This is a genomic window from Streptomyces sp. NPDC051684, from assembly GCF_044453445.1.
Lineage (GTDB): Bacteria > Actinomycetota > Actinomycetes > Streptomycetales > Streptomycetaceae > Streptomyces.
On record NZ_JBITCS010000048.1, the window covers coordinates 1 to 15,453 of the forward strand.

A 15,453-nucleotide genomic window follows, 5' to 3' on the forward strand; every position below is an offset into this window, starting at 1 on the left:
AGGCGACGCGGAGCGTCGTCGACCGACGACAACGCCGCGAGCGTGCGTGCCAGGCCCCGCGAGCCCGGCCTGATCCAAACGACAAGCCCTAGGTCCTGTCCTCGCTCCTAGCCGAGCTGCGACACGTCGCGGACCGCGCCCGTGTCGGCGCTCGTGGCCATCGCGGCGTAGGCGCGCAGCGCGGCCGAGACCTTGCGCTCGCGGGACTTGGGGGCGTAGACGCCGCCCAGGGCCTCGCGGCGCGCGGCCAGCTCCTCCTCGCTCACGAGGAGCTCGATGCCGCGGTTGGGGATGTCGATGCGCACGCGGTCGCCGTCCTCGACGAGCGCGATGGTGCCACCGGCGGCGGCCTCGGGCGAGGCGTGGCCGATGGACAGGCCCGACGTGCCGCCGGAGAAGCGGCCGTCCGTGACGAGCGCGCAGGCCTTGCCGAGGCCGCGGCCCTTCAGGTACGAGGTCGGGTAGAGCATCTCCTGCATGCCGGGGCCGCCCTTGGGGCCCTCGTAGCGGATGACGACGACGTCGCCCTCCTTGACCTGCTTGAGCAGGATCTTCTCGACGGCCTCCTCCTGCGACTCGCAGACGACGGCCGGGCCCTCGAAGGTCCAGATGGACTCGTCGACACCGGCGGTCTTCACGACGCAGCCGTTCTCGGCGAGGTTGCCCTTGAGGACGGCCAGGCCGCCGTCCTTCGAGTAGGCGTGGGCGACATCACGGATGCAGCCGCCTGCGGCGTCCGTGTCGAGGCTCTCCCAGCGCTTGGACTGCGAGAAGGCGGTGGCGGAGCGCTCACAGCCCGGGGCCGCGTACCAGAGGTCCTCGGCCTCGGCGGAAGCGCTGCCGCTGCGCACGTCCCAGGTGTCGAGCCATTCCTTGATCGACGGGGAGTGCACGGTGTGCACGTCCTCGTTGAGCAGACCGCCGCGGTACAGCTCACCGAGGATGGCGGGGATGCCACCGGCGCGGTGCACGTCCTCCATGTAGTACGTCTTCGAACCCGCCACGTTCGGCGCGACCTTGGCCAGGCAGGGGACCCGGCGCGAGACCGCGTTGATGTGGTCGAGGTTGTAGTCGACCTCGGCCTCACTGGCGGCGGCCAGCAGGTGCAGGATCGTGTTCGTGGAGCCGCCCATGGCGATGTCGAGCGCCATCGCGTTCTCGAACGCGGCGTGGGTGGCGATGTTGCGCGGCAGGACCGAGGCGTCGTCCTCGCCGTAGTAGCGCTTGGTCAGCTCGACGACCGTGGCGCCCGCGCGCTCGTAGAGCTCCTTGCGGCCGGTGTGGGTGGCGAGCAGCGAGCCGTTGCCCGGCAGGCTCAGGCCGATTGCCTCGGTCAGGCAGTTCATCGAGTTGGCGGTGAACATGCCGGAACAGGAGCCGCACGTCGGGCAGGCGTTCTCCTCGATACGGAGGATGTCCTCGTCGGAGATCTTCTCGTTCACGGCCTCGGACATCGCGTCGACGAGGTCGAGGGTGCGGACCGTGCCGTCGACGAGGGTGGCGCGGCCGGACTCCATCGGGCCGCCGGAGACGAAGACCGTCGGGATGTTGAGCCGCAGGGCCGCGTTCAGCATGCCGGGGGTGATCTTGTCGCAGTTCGAGATGCAGATCAGCGCGTCCGCGCAGTGCGCCTCGACCATGTACTCCACCGAGTCCGCGATCAGGTCGCGGGAGGGCAGGGAGTACAGCATGCCGCCGTGGCCCATCGCGATGCCGTCGTCGACGGCGATCGTGTTGAACTCGCGCGGGATGCCGCCGGCCTCGGTGATCGCCTCGCTGACGATGCGGCCGACGGGCGACAGGTGCGTGTGCCCGGGCACGAACTCGGTGAAGGAGTTGGCGACCGCGACGATCGGCTTCCGGCCGATGTCCGCACCGGGTACACCGGAGGCACGCATAAGGGCGCGGGCGCCCGCCATGTTGCGGCCGTGGGTGACTGTGCGGGACCTCAGCTCGGGCATCGTCGCTCGCTCCTTCAGAGGGATATCAAGACTGTCTCCCGAGACTACGCCGCCGATCCAAGCACTGGACAGGGTGTCCGAATGCCGGGACGGCCGTCTCACGTGCCGCTCAGGGGGTGGGCCTCACGGGCCCGTCAGGTGCAGCTGCACCACGGGGGCGACCCGGGCGATGATCCGCTCCGCGTCGGCGGACGCGATGGGCTCCACCCGCATCACGTAACGGACCATCGCGGTGCCCATGAGCTGCGCGGCGGCCAGCGAGACCCGCAGCTCGGCCTCCTCCTTCGGCAGGTCGATCCGCTCGGCGATGCTCGCGAGCAGCCGGGAGGCGATGAGCCGGCGCAGGACGCCCGCGGCCACGTCGTTGTTCACGGCGGAGCGCAGGATCGCGAGCAGTGGGACGCGGGTCTCGGGCGACTCCCACACGCCGAAGAAGAACCGGGTCATGCGCTCGCCGACCTCGTCCAGGGGGCCGTCGGCCAGGGCGGCCGGGGCCCTGAGGGCCGGGGCGAGCGCCACCTCGATCGACGCGGCGAACACCTGCTCCTTGGTGCCGAAGTAGTGGTGCACCAGAGCCGAGTCGACCCCTGCGGCCTTGGCGATGCCGCGCACCGACGCCTTGTCGTAGCCGCGCTCGGCGAACTCCTCGCGGGCCGCGTCCAGGATCCCGGCCCGGGTGTCCCCGGTCTCCGTACGAGCGGGGCGGCCCCTGCGGCGCACCGGCTCGGTCATGAACGCGGCACCCGCGCGGCCGACGCCAGGTGCAGGCGGGCGAAGGCGAGGGCCTCCGCCAGATCGGCCTCGCGTTCGGCACTGGACATGGCGCGGCGGGTGTTGACCTCGATGACGACGTGTCCGTCGAACCCGTTCACGGCGAGGCGGTCCAGGAGTTCGGCGCAGGGCTGCGTGCCGCGGCCGGGCACCAGGTGCTCGTCCTTGCCGGAGCCGCCGCCGTCGGCGAGGTGCACATGGCCGAGCCGGTCTCCCATCCGGTCGATCATCTGCATCGCGTCGGTGCGGGCCGTCGCGGTGTGGCTGAGGTCGACCGTGAAGTGCCGGTAGTCGTCCTTGGTCACGTCCCAGTCGGGGGCGTACGCGAGCATCTCGCGGTCCCGGTAACGCCACGGGTACATGTTTTCGACGGCGAACCGCACATCGGTCTCGCCCGCCATCCGCCAAATGCCCTGGACGAAGTCCCGCGCGTACTGGCGCTGCCAGCGGAACGGGGGGTGCACGACCACGGTCGACGCCCCCAGCTTCTCCGCGGCGGCCCGGGCGCGCTGGAGCTTCACCCACGGGTCCGTCGACCACACGCGCTGCGTGATCAGCAGACATGGCGCGTGCACGGCGAGGATCGGGATGCGGTGGTAGTCGGAGAGGCGGCGCAGGGCCTCTATGTCCTGGCTGACGGGATCGGTCCAGACCATGACCTCTACGCCGTCGTAGCCCAGGCGCGCGGCGATCTCGAAGGCCGTCGCCGTCGACTCCGGGTACACGGAGGCCGTGGAGAGTGCGACCTTCGCATCCGGGATGCGCACCACTGGTTCTGCCACGGGGACAGGGTACGGGGCGCCGCATTGTTGCGGGTCGCCCACCCGATCGATCACGCCTGCCATTCCGTTGCGGTCACCCGTTCCCACGTCTCGGGGCTCCGCCCCGGGCCCCGCGCCTCAATCGCCGGAGGGGCTTGATTCCGACGGCAAGTGGTCGAGGCGGCGGAGGATGACGCCCTCGCGGAGGGCCCAGGGGCAGATTTCCAGGGTTTCGACGCCGAAGAGGTCCATCGCGCCCTCCGCCACCAGGGCTCCGGCCAGGAGCTGCGCGGACCGGCCCTCGGAGACGCCCGGCAGCTCGGAGCGCTCCGTCGCGGTCATCGCGGCGAGCTGCGGCACCCAGTCCTCCAGGGACTTCCGCTTCAACTCCCGTTGGACGTACAGGCCTTCCGCGGAGCGCGCCGCGCCGGCGAGGCGCGCCAGCTGCTTGAACGTCTTCGACGTCGCCACCACGTGGTCCGGCGCCCCGAACCGGCTGAACTCGCCGACCGTGCGCGCGATCTGCGCCCGTACGTGCCTGCGCAGCGCCTTCACATCGTCCGGATCCGCCGGGTCCCCCGGCAGCCAGCCCGCCGTCAGCCGGCCCGCACCGAGCGGCAGCGACACCGCCGCGTCGGGCTCCTCGTCGATGCCGTACGCGATCTCCAGGGAGCCGCCGCCGATGTCGATCACCAGGAGCCGGCCGGCCGACCAGCCGAACCAGCGCCGGGCCGCCAGGAACGTCAGCCGCGCCTCTTCCTCGCCGCTGAGCACCCGCAGTTCGACGCCCGTGGCGTCCTTGACCCGGGCGAGGACGTCGTCCGCGTTGCTGGCCTCGCGCACCGCCGAGGTCGCGAACGGCAGCAGATCCTCGACGCCCTTGTCCTCCGCGGCCTCCAGCGCCTCTCTGACCGTCCCGACCAGCAGGTCCACGCCGTCGGGCCCGATCGCCCCGCGCTCGTCGAGGAGTTGGGCGAGCCGCAGCTCCGCCTTGTGCGAATGCGCGGGCAGCGGGCGGGCGCCGGGGTGCGCGTCCACCACGAGCAGATGGACCGTATTCGAACCCACGTCGAGGACACCGAGTCTCATGTAGGGAACGCTACTGCTCCGCACGGCGTGCCCGTCCAGGAAGGTCCTGTCGAAGGCCGCGACGCCTTTACTCTGGAACGGTGCCAAAGACGAAAAAGGCCAAGGCCGACAAGAGCGACAAGAAGACGAAGTCGGCAAAGCAGGAGCTGAAGAAGCAGAAGGACCAGTCCAAGGACCTCCAGAAGCAAGCCAAGCAGCGGGCCAAGGCGGACGAGAAGCCGATCGACTTCCCGCGCGCGTGGGTCGAGTTCCCTGACCCGGCGGACGACGAGCAGATCTTCCGCTGCGATCTGACATGGCTGACCTCTCGTTGGAGCTGCATCTTCGGCAGCGGCTGCCAGGGCATCCAGGCGGGCCGCGCCGACGACGGCTGCTGCACGCTCGGTGCCCACTTCTCCGACGAGGACGACGAGAAGCGGGTCGCGGAGCACGTGGCACGCCTCACGCCGGACATCTGGCAGCACCACGACATCGGCACCGAGACCGGCTGGGTGTCGACGGACGACGACGGGGAGCGCCAGACCCGCCCGTACCAGGGCTCGTGCATCTTCCAGAACCGGCCGGGCTTCAAGGGCGGCGCGGGCTGCTCGCTGCACATCCTGGCTCTCAAGGAGGGCCGCGAGCCCCTGGAGACGAAGCCGGACGTCTGCTGGCAGCTCCCGGTCCGGCGCACGTACGAGTGGGTCGAGCGGCCCGACGACACCAAGGTGCTCATGGTCTCGATCGGCGAGTACGACCGGCGCGGCTGGGGCCCGGGCGGCCACGACCTGCACTGGTGGTGCACGTCGGCGACGTCGGCACACGGCGCGGGCGACCCGGTCTACGTCTCGTACGGGCCCGAGCTCACGGAGCTGATGGGCAAGGCCGGCTACGACAAGCTGGTCGAGCTGTGCGAGGAGCGCCTCGCGGCCGCGCCCAAGGGCCTTCCACTGATCGCCCCGCACCCGGCCGACCCCGCGTAACGCGCACATCCGGTGGTCCGGGGACGGGCGGTCAGGGAGTCCCTGACGGCGAGCCCGTCCCGGACCCTCCGGTCCCGGACGGCGAGCCCGGATCGGACGGGGACGTCGAGTGGGTGGGCTCGGGCTCGCTCGGGCTCGGCGACGCGGTCTGCGTCGGCTCCTTCGTCGGCTCGGGCGAGGAGCGCGTCGGCGAGGGCGTCGGCTGGGACGGGGACGACGGGACGGAGTGGGACGGCGAGGGCCGATGGGTGCCGCCGCCGGCGCCGGAACCCCCGTACCCCTCAAGGGAGATGATCGCCCCGGAGGGATCGATCCCGACGTGCGCGGTCCAGTGCCCGCGCGGCTCCCGGTACTCGTTCACGTAGACGTGGATCGTGAGCGACTCGCCAGGGCGCAGCGTTCCCGCCGACTGGCTCAAGTACAGCCAGGACGCGTCCGTGGAGGCGGTCCAGTCGACGGGCGAGCGGCCCGACGCGGTGAGCGTGATCGCCGTCGCGTTCCCGACGGGCTGGGCCTCCACGGTGATGCGGCCGGGGCCGCGGCCCGCGTGCCCGGGCGGCGAGGTGACCTCCACGGAGACGTCGGGTGAGCGGCTGCCGTTGGTGAAGCGGGGGTCGGGGCTCGTCCGCGCGTTGCCCGCGTTCTCGTACGCGCCGCCGGTCCGCTCGCCGTCGAGGCTGTCGGCCGTGCCGTCCTCGCTGGCCGTCACGGAGCGGCCGTCGGCGGCCTCGCCGGTCAGCGGGGCGCCCCGGTAGGCGGCCCACAGGGCGAGCACCGGGGCGGCGACCACGGTGGCGACCACCGTCGTCGTCACGGCCCGCGAGCGCAGCCGGTCGCGGCGGGCCGCACGGTCCTTGGGGTCCATCGGGTAGCCGCGCCGGTCGAAACGCGGGGCGCCGGCGGGCCGGCCGCTCATCGCGAAGTGCAGGGCGGGGCGCGGGGCCTCCACGAGGGGCAGCGCTGCGGGCGTCACCGAGGTGCCGGGCCAGGCGCGGGGCGCGGCGCGCTCGGCGGTCCGGCGGCAGCGCGGACAGTCGTCGACGTGCCGGACCAGCTCGCGGCGCAGGGCGGCCGACAGGAGCACCTGGTTGTCCCCGGTGAGCCGGGCGACGCTGGGGCAGGTGCCGGTCTCGACGACGGCGAGGGCGGCGCGGGTCCGCTCGACCTCGCAGGCCGCGGCCGAGAGCAGCTCACGGGTGACGGTGGGGTCGGTGCCGAGGACGGCGGCGACCTCGCGCGGCGACAGCTGGTGGCGCACGGCCAGCTCCAGGGCCTCGCGCTGCTCCGGGGTCGTGCCCGCGGCTTCCGGCCAGGCCAGCTGGGCCAGCTGCCGCCTGCGCTCCTCCTGGAGGAGGCCGTTCTCGGCCCTGCCGCCGTCCTGTGCGCTCTGCCGCCGCCGATTGGCCTCCGCCAGACGGCGCAGGCAGGACCAGCGGGCCAGCGCGTAGAGCCAGGCCCTGCGCTCGGCGGGCGAGTCGCCCGCCGGGGCGCGCGAACCGCGCCGCTCGGCGAGCGCGAGGGCGTCACCGAGGGCCTCGGTCGCCTCGTCGTGATCGCACAGCACGGAGAGGCAGTAGGTGAACAGGCCGTCCAGACAGGACTCGTAGCGGGCGGGCGGGCGCTGCGGGGCGGTACGCGGCCCTTGCCGCCTCGCCCCGGCGCGCTGCGCCCGGTGTGCGCCGGTGGTCTGTGTGGGAGTTTCCGGCCTGCTGCTCATCACCGTGCGACCGTAGGCTCACCACGCGGGGGCTTCCTCCCCCTTGAGTACATTTAATCCTTACGGGTGAAACGATCCCTCAAAAGAGGACAGGAAGCCGTCATTCCGTGGCCAGCACGGCTACGCGGGGCGACTTCCGGGGCCCTTCGGGCGGCGGTAGGGACGGCATCGGCCTCGTTGTCACACCTGCCCGCTACGGTTTCGTTCATGGCTGCCCGTACGAAGACCAAGGACCGTCCGTCCTACCGCTGCACCGAATGCGGCTGGCAGACGGCCAAGTGGCTGGGCCGCTGCCCCGAGTGCCAGGCGTGGGGGACGATCGACGAGTACGGCGCGCCCGCCGTGCGCACCACCGCACCGGGCCGCGTCACCACGTCGGCGCTGCCCATCGGCGAGGTCGACGGCAAGCAGGCGACGGCCCGGACCACCGGCGTGCCCGAGCTCGACCGGGTGCTCGGCGGCGGCCTGGTGCCCGGCGCCGTGGTGCTGGTCGCGGGCGAGCCCGGCGTCGGCAAGTCCACGCTCCTGCTCGACGTCGCGGCGAAGTCGGCCAGCGAGCAGCACAAGACCCTCTACGTGACGGGCGAGGAGTCGGCCTCCCAGGTCCGCCTGCGCGCCGACCGCATCCACGCGATCGACGACCACCTGTACCTGGCCGCCGAGACCGATCTGGCCACCGTCCTCGGCCACTTGGACGCGGTGAAGCCGTCGCTGCTCATCCTGGACTCCGTACAGACCATCGCGTCCGGGGAGATCGACGGGGCGCCCGGCGGCATGTCCCAGGTCCGCGAGGTGGCCGGGGCGCTCATCCGCGCCTCCAAGGAACGCGGCATGTCCACGCTCCTGGTCGGCCACGTCACCAAGGAGGGCACCATCGCGGGCCCGCGCCTCCTGGAGCACCTCGTCGACGTCGTCCTGAACTTCGAGGGCGACCGGCACGCGCGCCTGCGCCTCGTACGCGGCGTCAAGAACCGCTACGGGACGACGGACGAGGTCGGCTGCTTCGAGCTGCACGACGAGGGCATCACGGGCCTGGCCGACCCGAGCGGCCTGTTCCTGACCCGGCGCGACGAGCCGGTGCCGGGCACCTGCCTGACCGTCACCCTGGAGGGCCGCCGCCCGCTGGTCGCCGAGGTCCAGGCGCTCACAGTGGACTCACAGATCCCCTCCCCCCGGCGCACCACGTCCGGTCTGGAGACCTCCCGCGTCTCCATGATGCTGGCCGTTCTCGAACAGCGCGGGCGGATCAGCGCGTTGGGCAAGCGGGACATCTACTCCGCGACGGTCGGCGGTGTGAAGCTCTCCGAGCCCGCCGCCGACCTGGCCGTCGCGCTGGCCCTCGCCTCCGCGGCGAGCGACACCCCGCTCCCCAAGAACCTCGTGGCGATCGGAGAAGTGGGCCTCGCGGGCGAGGTCAGAAGGGTCACGGGCGTGCAGCGCCGGCTCGCCGAGGCGCACCGGCTCGGGTTCACACACGCCCTGGTCCCGGCCGATCCCGGAAAGGTCCCTGCCGGTATGAAGGTCCTGGAAGTCGCCGATATAGGGGATGCTCTGCGGGTGCTGCCGAAGGGCCGTCGCCGAGAGGCCCCACGGGAGCCGGAGCAGCGCCGGTAGACTTTGCCCTGGTCTCGCCCGTGCGTACGAACGTGCGGGGCGTAGACCCCGAGCCCACAGGGCACCCCAAAGTCTGCGATCCGGAGGAGTGCAGTGGCAGCCAACGACCGGGCGGCAACCCCCGGCAAGTCCGGCGGAAGCTCCGGTGCCGACAGTCTGATGCGTGCCGCGCTGAGCGCCGTCGCGCCCGGAACCGCACTGCGCGACGGCCTGGAGCGCATCCTCCGCGGCAACACCGGAGGGCTGATCGTCCTCGGCTCCGACAAGACGGTCGAGTCGATGTGCACGGGCGGCTTCATCCTCGACGTGGAGTTCACGGCCACGCGCCTGCGCGAGCTGTGCAAGCTCGACGGCGGCATCGTCGTCTCCTCGAACCTCGACAAGATCCTGCGGGCCGGCGTCCAGTTGGTGCCGGACCCGACGATCCCGACCGAGGAGACCGGTACCCGGCACCGCACGGCGGACCGGGTCTCCAAGCAGGTCGGCTACCCCGTCGTCTCGGTCTCCCAGTCGATGCGCCTGATCGCGCTGTACGTGGACGGCCAGCGCCGGGTCCTGGAGGACTCGGCGGCGATCCTGTCCCGCGCCAACCAGGCCCTCGCGACCCTGGAGCGCTACAAGCTGCGCCTCGACGAGGTGGCGGGCACGCTCTCCGCCCTTGAGATCGAGGACCTGGTCACGGTCCGGGACGTCACGGCGGTCGCGCAGCGCCTGGAGATGGTGCGCCGCATCGCGACGGAGATCGCCGAGTACGTCGTCGAGTTGGGCACGGACGGCCGGCTTCTGGCGCTGCAGCTCGACGAGTTGATCGCGGGCGTCGAGCCGGAGCGCGAGCTGGTCGCGCGGGACTACGTGCCCGAGCCCACAGCCAAGCGCTCCCGCACGGTCGCGGAGGCCCTGGTCGAGCTGGACGCGCTCAGCCACGCGGAACTGCTCGAACTGCCCATAGTGGCAAGGGCTCTCGGCTACACCGGCTCCCCCGAGGCGCTGGACTCGGCGGTGTCCCCGCGCGGGTTCCGGCTCCTCGCCAAGGTGCCGCGGCTTCCCGGCGCCATCATCGACCGTCTCGTCGAGCACTTCGGCGGCCTGCAGAAGCTGCTCGCCGCGAGTGTGGACGACCTTCAGACGGTCGACGGGGTCGGCGAGGCGCGTGCGCGCAGCGTCCGTGAGGGCCTGTCGCGGTTGGCGGAGTCGTCGATCCTCGAGCGGTATGTGTAGCCGATTCAAGCCCCTCCGGCGATTGAGGAGCGGGGTCTGGGGCAGAGCCCCAGGGCCCGAACCGGAGGGCGCCGAACCTAGGGCTTGTCGTTTGGATCAGGCCGGATCAGGGAGCGGGGCCTGGTGCGTGCGATCGCAAGGCGGAGGAGGGAGGCGACGCGGAGCGTCGTCGACCGACGACAACGCCGCGAGCGTGCGTGCCAGGCCCCGCGAGCCCGGCCTGATCCAAACGACAGGCCCTAGCCGTCCTTGAGGACGAACGACGTCTGCGCCGCAGGCAGTTGCGCCGCCTTCACCTCGACCAGGTAGGTCCCCGGCGTCGCGGCCCCCGCGGGCGGGGTCGCACAGCGCGGCTCGCTCGGGCGCAGGTCCCACGTGAAGTCACGCTGAACCGTGCCGCCCGCGGGGGCCCGCAGCACCATGCCGCCCGCCCCGGCCGGGCAGTCGTCGGAGGACCAGAACGGCTTGTCGCCCTCCGCCTTGGTGATCGTGACCACCGCGGTCTTCGGCCCGAGGTCGACCTTGCAGGACTTGTCCGCCGTGTTCTTGGCGACGAGTTGGAGCTTCGGCTTGTCCCCGGGCGCGTACGAGTTGTGGACGCTGCGCACCTTCAGGGTCACGCTGCCCGCCGTGCAGTCCGGGAGGCTGGAGCCGGCCGGGACCTGATCCCCCGAGGACGTGCCGCCGCTGCCGCCGCCCCCGCCGTCACCGGAGTCGCCGCCCGCGGCGTCGTCCGAACCGCCGGATCCCGCACCGGAACCGGACCCTGAACCGCCGCCGGAGCCCGAGCCCGAGCCGCCGGAGCCGCCCGACTCGTCGCGCCCGCCGGGGTGTTCGCTGATCGCGGGCCCCGTTCCGGAGGGTCCGGGCGTGATGGACTCCGTCGGACTCTTGCCGCCGGGGCCCGTGGCGCCGTTGTTGCCGCCGCCACCGCCCAAGTTGACGATCCATACGATCAGCAGCGCGAGCAGCGCCACCACGGACAGCAGAACAACCCTCCGTCGCCAATAGATGGAGGAGGGAAGCGGCCCGATCGGATTGCGCAGAGATCCCACGGCTCAAACCTTACGAGAGATCGGGCCGTTGTCCGGTGCCACCCGCCGCCTCGGCCCTCAAGTTTTCCGGATCATCATCACGCACGGACCCCCGAACGGGCTCCCGGACCCCTGTCGATCGTCAGGTGCGGGCCGGGACCTTCGCTGGATGTGACAGGCCTTGGGTATTGCATACTGTCCGTCACCATGGGAACCATCGACTCCGACCTGTATCGCAGCATCCTCGACTTCGCCCACGACACGCCGTCGTGGATCCAGCACCTCATGGAGGTGTGGACGGAAGTCGGGCTGCTGCTGTTCGCCGTGCTCTTCGTCGTCGCCTGGTGGCGGGCCCGGGGCAACGACCCGAAGGCCTTCGCCGTCGCGGTGCTCGCTCCGCTGGGCACCGCCGTGGCGTACGTGATCAGCGAGGTGGTCAAGTCGGGGATCGACGAGGAGCGGCCCTGCCGCGCGGTCTCGGGCGCATTGCCGTCCCTGATCGACTGCCCGGCCTACGGGGACTGGTCCTTCCCCTCCAACCACGCCACGATCGCCGCCGCCGCGGCCGTGGGCCTCGCGCTGGCGTGGCCGAAGATCGGCTGGCTGACCGTGCCGATGGCGATCCTGATGGCGTTCTCGCGCGTCTTCGTGGGCGTGCACTATCCGCACGACGTCGCGGTGGGCCTGCTGCTCGGCACCCTGGTCGCGTTCCTCGTCGTACGTCTGCTGACGCGGCCGGGGGCGCGGGTGACCGAGGCGATGCGGGGGTCGGGGAACGGGCTGGTGCGGTGGTTCGCCGGTCCTGGGCCCGCCGGGGCCGGAGCCGGGTACGGCTCGGCGTCCGGGGGCCGCTCGCGGCGCGGCTCGCACCGGCGCTGAACCCGCTGCCGGGCTACGTCAGCAGCCCCGCCTCGTACGCCACGATGGCCGCCTGCACGCGGTTCTTGACCTCCAACCGGTCGAGGACCGCGCTGACGTAGGCCTTCACCGTTCCCTCCACGAGATGCAGCCGCCCGGCGATCTCCGGGTTCGACAGGCCCGCGCCGACCAGGCCGAGCACCTCGCGCTCCCGCGGCGTGAGCGCCCCGACCCGCTGCCGGGCCGCGGCCTCGCGGGTCAGCCGGCCGCCGCCGAGCCCGTCGATGACGTGCCGGGCCACCTTCGGCGACAGGAACGCGGCGCCGTCCGCCACCGCCCGTACGCCCGCCATCAGTTCGTGCGGGTCGCCGGACTTGAGCAGGAAGCCGGTCGCGCCGCCGCCGAGGGCCCGCGCCACGTAGCCGTCCTCGGAGAACGTGGTCAGCATCGCCACGGCCGTGCCGGGCACCGTCGCCGTGATCTCCTCCGCCGCCGCGAGCCCGTCGAGGCGCGGCATCCGGATGTCGAGGAGCGCCACGTCCGGGCGGTGGGCCTGGGCAAGGCGCACGGCCTCCCGCCCGTCGGCGGCCTCCGCGACGACCTCGAAGTCGCCGCCCGCGGCGAGGATCGCGGCGACGCCGGCCCGCACCATCGCCTCGTCGTCGGCGAGCAGCACCCGGATCCGGCCGCCCGGCCCGCTCAGCGCGCCCATTCACGCTCCTCTTCCTGTACCTGGTCGGCGGTGCCCGCCTTGGGGATCACCGCCTTGTCGACGAGCGTGTGCGACGCGTCGTCGGCGAAGCAGAGCCTGAAGTGCTCGACCGTCACGAACAGTTCGCCGCTCGCCCGGTAGTAGCGGCAGTCGGCCCGCGCGGGCGGGGGCGTGGGCGCGCGCTCGACCGGCGGATCGCTGATCGTGCGCTCGGGCAGCCGCGCCGCGATGTCGGCCAGCGGGGCGCCGAGGCGCAGGTGCGCGTACGCCTGCGGGGGGGGGGAGGACGGCGTGCGTCTTCGTGTACGTGTACCAGGTGAACGCCCCGCCGATCAGGACGGTTCCCACGACCGCCGCGGCTCCGAAGGCCAGGCCCACCCGGCGTCTGGCGGTGCGGCGGGCGTGCACGAAACCGGCGTCCGCGGGGTGCGTGCGCGGGGCGCCGGGGGCGGGGAGACGCGCGCTCACCCGGAAGCCGCCGTCGTGCGGTCCCGCGTCGAAGTCGCCGCCGAGCGCGGTGATCCGGTCCCGCAGGCCGAGCAGTCCGGTGCCGCTGCCGGACGGCGCGGCGGGCGCGTCCGCCGGGCGGGCGTTGGTGACGGTGACTGTCGTGGTGGTGCCGTCCTGCCGCGCCGCCACGGTGACGGGGGCGCCCGGCGCGTACTTGGCGGCGTTCGTCAGGGCTTCCTGGACGACGCGGTGGGCGGTGCGGTCGTCGGCGCCGGGGGCGGCCTCGGGGGCGCCCACCAGCCGCACCGGGAGGCCGGATCCGGCGGCGCGCTCGACGAGTTCCGCGACGGTCTCGCCGGGCGGGGCGAGCGGGGCCTGCTCGTCGTCCGCCTCGCGCAGCAGGCCGATGATGGCGCCCAGCCGGTCGGTGGCGTCGGAGGCGGCGGAGCGGAGTTCGGCGGCGGCGGTGCGGTGCGCCTCGGCGAGGCCGGGGGTGACCTGGAGGGCTCCGGCGCGCAGGGCGATGAGGCTGAGTTCGTGGCCCAGGGAGTCGTGCATGTCCTGCGCGATCCGGGCCCGTTCGCGCAGCCGGGCGCGGTCCGCGACGATCCGGTGCTCGCGCTCCAGCTGCTCGGCCCTGGCCCAGCCGGCGGCGGTCAGCTCCCGGCTCTGGCGCCAGTAGCGGCCGATGAGCCACGGGAAGACCGCGCCGAACAGCAGCGTCCCCATGAGCACCAGCCACTCGGCGGCCGGGTCGACCTGCCGGACGCTGATCTTGACGGTGCCGGCGACGGCGACCGCCCCGAAACCGATGAGCGCGGACCGCACGGCCGGCGAACGCAGCCCCATCAGATACGCGAAGGCCGCGAGCGCGCACCCGTACGAGAGGGTGAACAGGGACGAGGCGACCGCGAGCCCCGGCGCGGCCGCGAGCAGGAACGCGGTCGCGGGGAACCGGCGGTGCAGCGCGGTGGCGCCCCCGAGCACACCGATACCGGCGAGCTGCCGCCAGGTGCTGTCTGGTTCGTGCAGGTGCAGCCACTCGACGGCGAGCACGGGAACGGCGAGCGCCGTCCAGAGGGACAGGCCGACCATCAGTGTGCGTCGTCGCGGCTTCACCCTGCCGACGCTATCGGCGGGACGGGGCATGCCACCTCTGCCGATCGTCAGGTCCCCGCTCCGTTACGGCCACCCACATCCCGCCCCGGGGCGCTGCCCCGGACCCCGCTGCTCAATCGCCGCAGGGGCTTGACGGGCCCCGGCACCCGCGCATGGCAGGATCGGAGATGCCATGACTGCGCTCACGAAGAACCCCGAGAACGCCGATCTCCACGCACCGGTCATCGACTGGTTCACCGAGCACGCCCGCGACCTCCCCTGGCGCCGCCGCGACGCGGGCCCGTGGGGCGTGATGGTCAGCGAGTTCATGCTCCAGCAGACCCCGGTCAACCGCGTGCTCCCGGTGTACGAGCAGTGGCTCGCGCGCTGGCCCCGACCCGCCGATCTCGCCGCTGAGGCGCCCGGCGAGGCCGTCCGCGCCTGGGGCCGGCTCGGCTACCCGCGCCGCGCCCTGCGCCTGCACGGCGCCGCCGTCGCCATAACGGAACGCCACGGCGGCGACGTACCCACCGGCCACGCGCAGCTTCTCGCGCTGCCCGGCATCGGCGAGTACACGGCCGCCGCGGTCGCCTCGTTCGCGTACGGCCAGCGGCACGCGGTGCTCGACACGAACGTGCGGCGGGTGTTCGCCCGCGCCGTGGCCGGCGTGCAGTACCCGCCGAACGCGACGACCGCCGCCGAGCGCAAGCTGGCCCGGGAGCTGCTGCCCGAGGAGGAGGACACCGCCGCGAAGTGGGCCGCCGCCTCCATGGAGTTGGGCGCCCTGGTGTGCACCGCCAAGAACGAGGAGTGCCACCGCTGCCCGATCGCGGCGATGTGCTCCTGGCGGCTCGCCGGCAAACCCGCGCACGAGGGCCCGCCGCGCCGCGGTCAGACGTACGCGGGCACGGACCGCCAGGTGCGCGGCAAGCTGCTCGCCGTGCTGCGCGAGGCCGTCGCCCCGGTGCCCCAGTCGATGCTCGACCGCGTGTGGGACGAGCCGGTGCAGCGGGCGCGGGCCCTGGACGGCCTGGTCGACGACGGTCTGGTGGAGCCGCTCGCAGGCGGTCTGTACCGGCTTCCGCTGGGCTGAGCCGACGGCCGCGGGGATCCGCGACGCCCTTCGTTACACAACCGACGGATAGTCGTGCGTTGGCCGCTGGCCGGAACGGACAACGCCGTGACAACTCCTCCGTAACTTCTTCCTC

The 15,453-nt window shown here is 72.8% G+C and carries 13 protein-coding genes; 5 read left to right on the plus strand and 8 right to left on the minus strand.

The features are described from left to right. Window positions 1-107: 107 nt before the first annotated feature. From ilvD to ACIA8D_RS36860, 4 genes are all read right to left on the minus strand, one after another. The gene (gene ilvD, locus ACIA8D_RS36845) at window positions 108-1,961 is read right to left on the minus strand and encodes a dihydroxy-acid dehydratase (protein WP_399238955.1); all 1,854 of its coding nucleotides are present in this window, start codon (window positions 1,959-1,961) and stop codon (window positions 108-110) included. 123 nt (window positions 1,962-2,084) lie between these two features. Beyond that, complete coding sequence (locus ACIA8D_RS36850) at window positions 2,085-2,693, minus strand: TetR family transcriptional regulator (RefSeq protein WP_399238957.1); 609 nt, start codon at window positions 2,691-2,693, stop codon at window positions 2,085-2,087. After that, window positions 2,690-3,514, minus strand: a complete 825-nt coding sequence (locus ACIA8D_RS36855; protein WP_266711285.1) for a sugar phosphate isomerase/epimerase — start codon at window positions 3,512-3,514, stop codon at window positions 2,690-2,692. The genes ACIA8D_RS36850 and ACIA8D_RS36855 overlap by 4 nt, the downstream gene beginning before the upstream one ends. Before the next feature lie 117 nt (window positions 3,515-3,631). Continuing rightward, window positions 3,632-4,582, minus strand: coding sequence for a Ppx/GppA family phosphatase (locus ACIA8D_RS36860; protein WP_399238959.1), 951 nt, complete (start codon window positions 4,580-4,582; stop codon window positions 3,632-3,634). A 146-nt stretch (window positions 4,583-4,728) separates the two neighbouring features. On the opposite strand from ACIA8D_RS36860, the gene ACIA8D_RS36865 reads away from it, so the two are divergent. Beyond that, complete coding sequence (locus ACIA8D_RS36865; protein ID WP_399239043.1) at window positions 4,729-5,544, plus strand: hypothetical protein; 816 nt, start codon at window positions 4,729-4,731, stop codon at window positions 5,542-5,544. A 31-nt stretch (window positions 5,545-5,575) separates the two neighbouring features. Here ACIA8D_RS36865 and ACIA8D_RS36870 read toward each other — a convergent pair whose 3' ends face one another. Further along, window positions 5,576-7,264: a hypothetical protein gene (locus ACIA8D_RS36870; RefSeq protein WP_399238961.1), complete on the minus strand. Its 1,689-nt coding sequence runs from the start codon at window positions 7,262-7,264 to the stop codon at window positions 5,576-5,578. A gap of 204 nt (window positions 7,265-7,468) precedes the next feature. Here ACIA8D_RS36870 and radA point away from each other — a divergent pair, with 204 nt between their 5' ends. Together radA and disA are read left to right on the plus strand one after the other, a co-directional pair. Then, the gene (gene radA / locus ACIA8D_RS36875) at window positions 7,469-8,875 is read left to right on the plus strand and encodes a DNA repair protein RadA (protein ID WP_399238963.1); all 1,407 of its coding nucleotides are present in this window, start codon (window positions 7,469-7,471) and stop codon (window positions 8,873-8,875) included. Window positions 8,876-8,968: 93 nt separating this feature from the next. Beyond that, window positions 8,969-10,093: a DNA integrity scanning diadenylate cyclase DisA gene (disA, locus tag ACIA8D_RS36880; protein WP_399238965.1), complete on the plus strand. Its 1,125-nt coding sequence runs from the start codon at window positions 8,969-8,971 to the stop codon at window positions 10,091-10,093. 239 nt (window positions 10,094-10,332) lie between these two features. Here the strand turns inward: disA and ACIA8D_RS36885 are convergent, their stop codons facing one another. Then, entirely contained in the window at window positions 10,333-11,148 is an 816-nt protein-coding gene (locus ACIA8D_RS36885; protein ID WP_399238967.1) for a hypothetical protein, read from the minus strand. A gap of 186 nt (window positions 11,149-11,334) precedes the next feature. On the opposite strand from ACIA8D_RS36885, the gene ACIA8D_RS36890 reads away from it, so the two are divergent. After that, entirely contained in the window at window positions 11,335-12,006 is a 672-nt protein-coding gene (locus tag ACIA8D_RS36890) for a phosphatase PAP2 family protein (RefSeq protein WP_399238969.1), read from the plus strand. Between the two features lie 13 nt (window positions 12,007-12,019). On the opposite strand, the gene ACIA8D_RS36895 is transcribed toward ACIA8D_RS36890, so the two are convergent. Further along, window positions 12,020-12,697 (minus strand): response regulator, encoded by a 678-nt coding sequence (locus tag ACIA8D_RS36895; RefSeq protein WP_399238971.1) that lies wholly within the window; start codon window positions 12,695-12,697, stop codon window positions 12,020-12,022. Then, window positions 12,698-14,266, minus strand: coding sequence for a sensor histidine kinase (locus tag ACIA8D_RS36900; RefSeq protein ID WP_399238973.1), 1,569 nt, complete (start codon window positions 14,264-14,266; stop codon window positions 12,698-12,700). A 172-nt stretch (window positions 14,267-14,438) separates the two neighbouring features. On the opposite strand from ACIA8D_RS36900, the gene ACIA8D_RS36905 reads away from it, so the two are divergent. Next, on the plus strand, window positions 14,439-15,338 hold the full coding sequence (locus tag ACIA8D_RS36905; RefSeq protein ID WP_399238975.1) for an A/G-specific adenine glycosylase: 900 nt from the start codon (window positions 14,439-14,441) through the stop codon (window positions 15,336-15,338). The last annotated feature ends 115 nt before the right edge of the window (window positions 15,339-15,453 follow it).

What these genes read in the sequence shown, in the direction of transcription:
- ACIA8D_RS36860 (WP_399238959.1), bottom strand. Translation starts at nt 4,582, where the DNA reads ATGAGACTCGGTGTCCTCGACGTGGGTTCGAATACGGTCCATCTGCTC.
- ACIA8D_RS36850 (WP_399238957.1), bottom strand. Translation starts at nt 2,693, where the DNA reads ATGACCGAGCCGGTGCGCCGCAGGGGCCGCCCCGCTCGTACGGAGACC.
- ACIA8D_RS36890 (WP_399238969.1), top strand. Translation starts at nt 11,335, where the DNA reads ATGGGAACCATCGACTCCGACCTGTATCGCAGCATCCTCGACTTCGCC.
- ilvD (WP_399238955.1), bottom strand. Translation starts at nt 1,961, where the DNA reads ATGCCCGAGCTGAGGTCCCGCACAGTCACCCACGGCCGCAACATGGCG.
- radA (WP_399238963.1), top strand. Translation starts at nt 7,469, where the DNA reads ATGGCTGCCCGTACGAAGACCAAGGACCGTCCGTCCTACCGCTGCACC.
- ACIA8D_RS36905 (WP_399238975.1), top strand. Translation starts at nt 14,439, where the DNA reads ATGACTGCGCTCACGAAGAACCCCGAGAACGCCGATCTCCACGCACCG.
- ACIA8D_RS36895 (WP_399238971.1), bottom strand. Translation starts at nt 12,697, where the DNA reads ATGGGCGCGCTGAGCGGGCCGGGCGGCCGGATCCGGGTGCTGCTCGCC.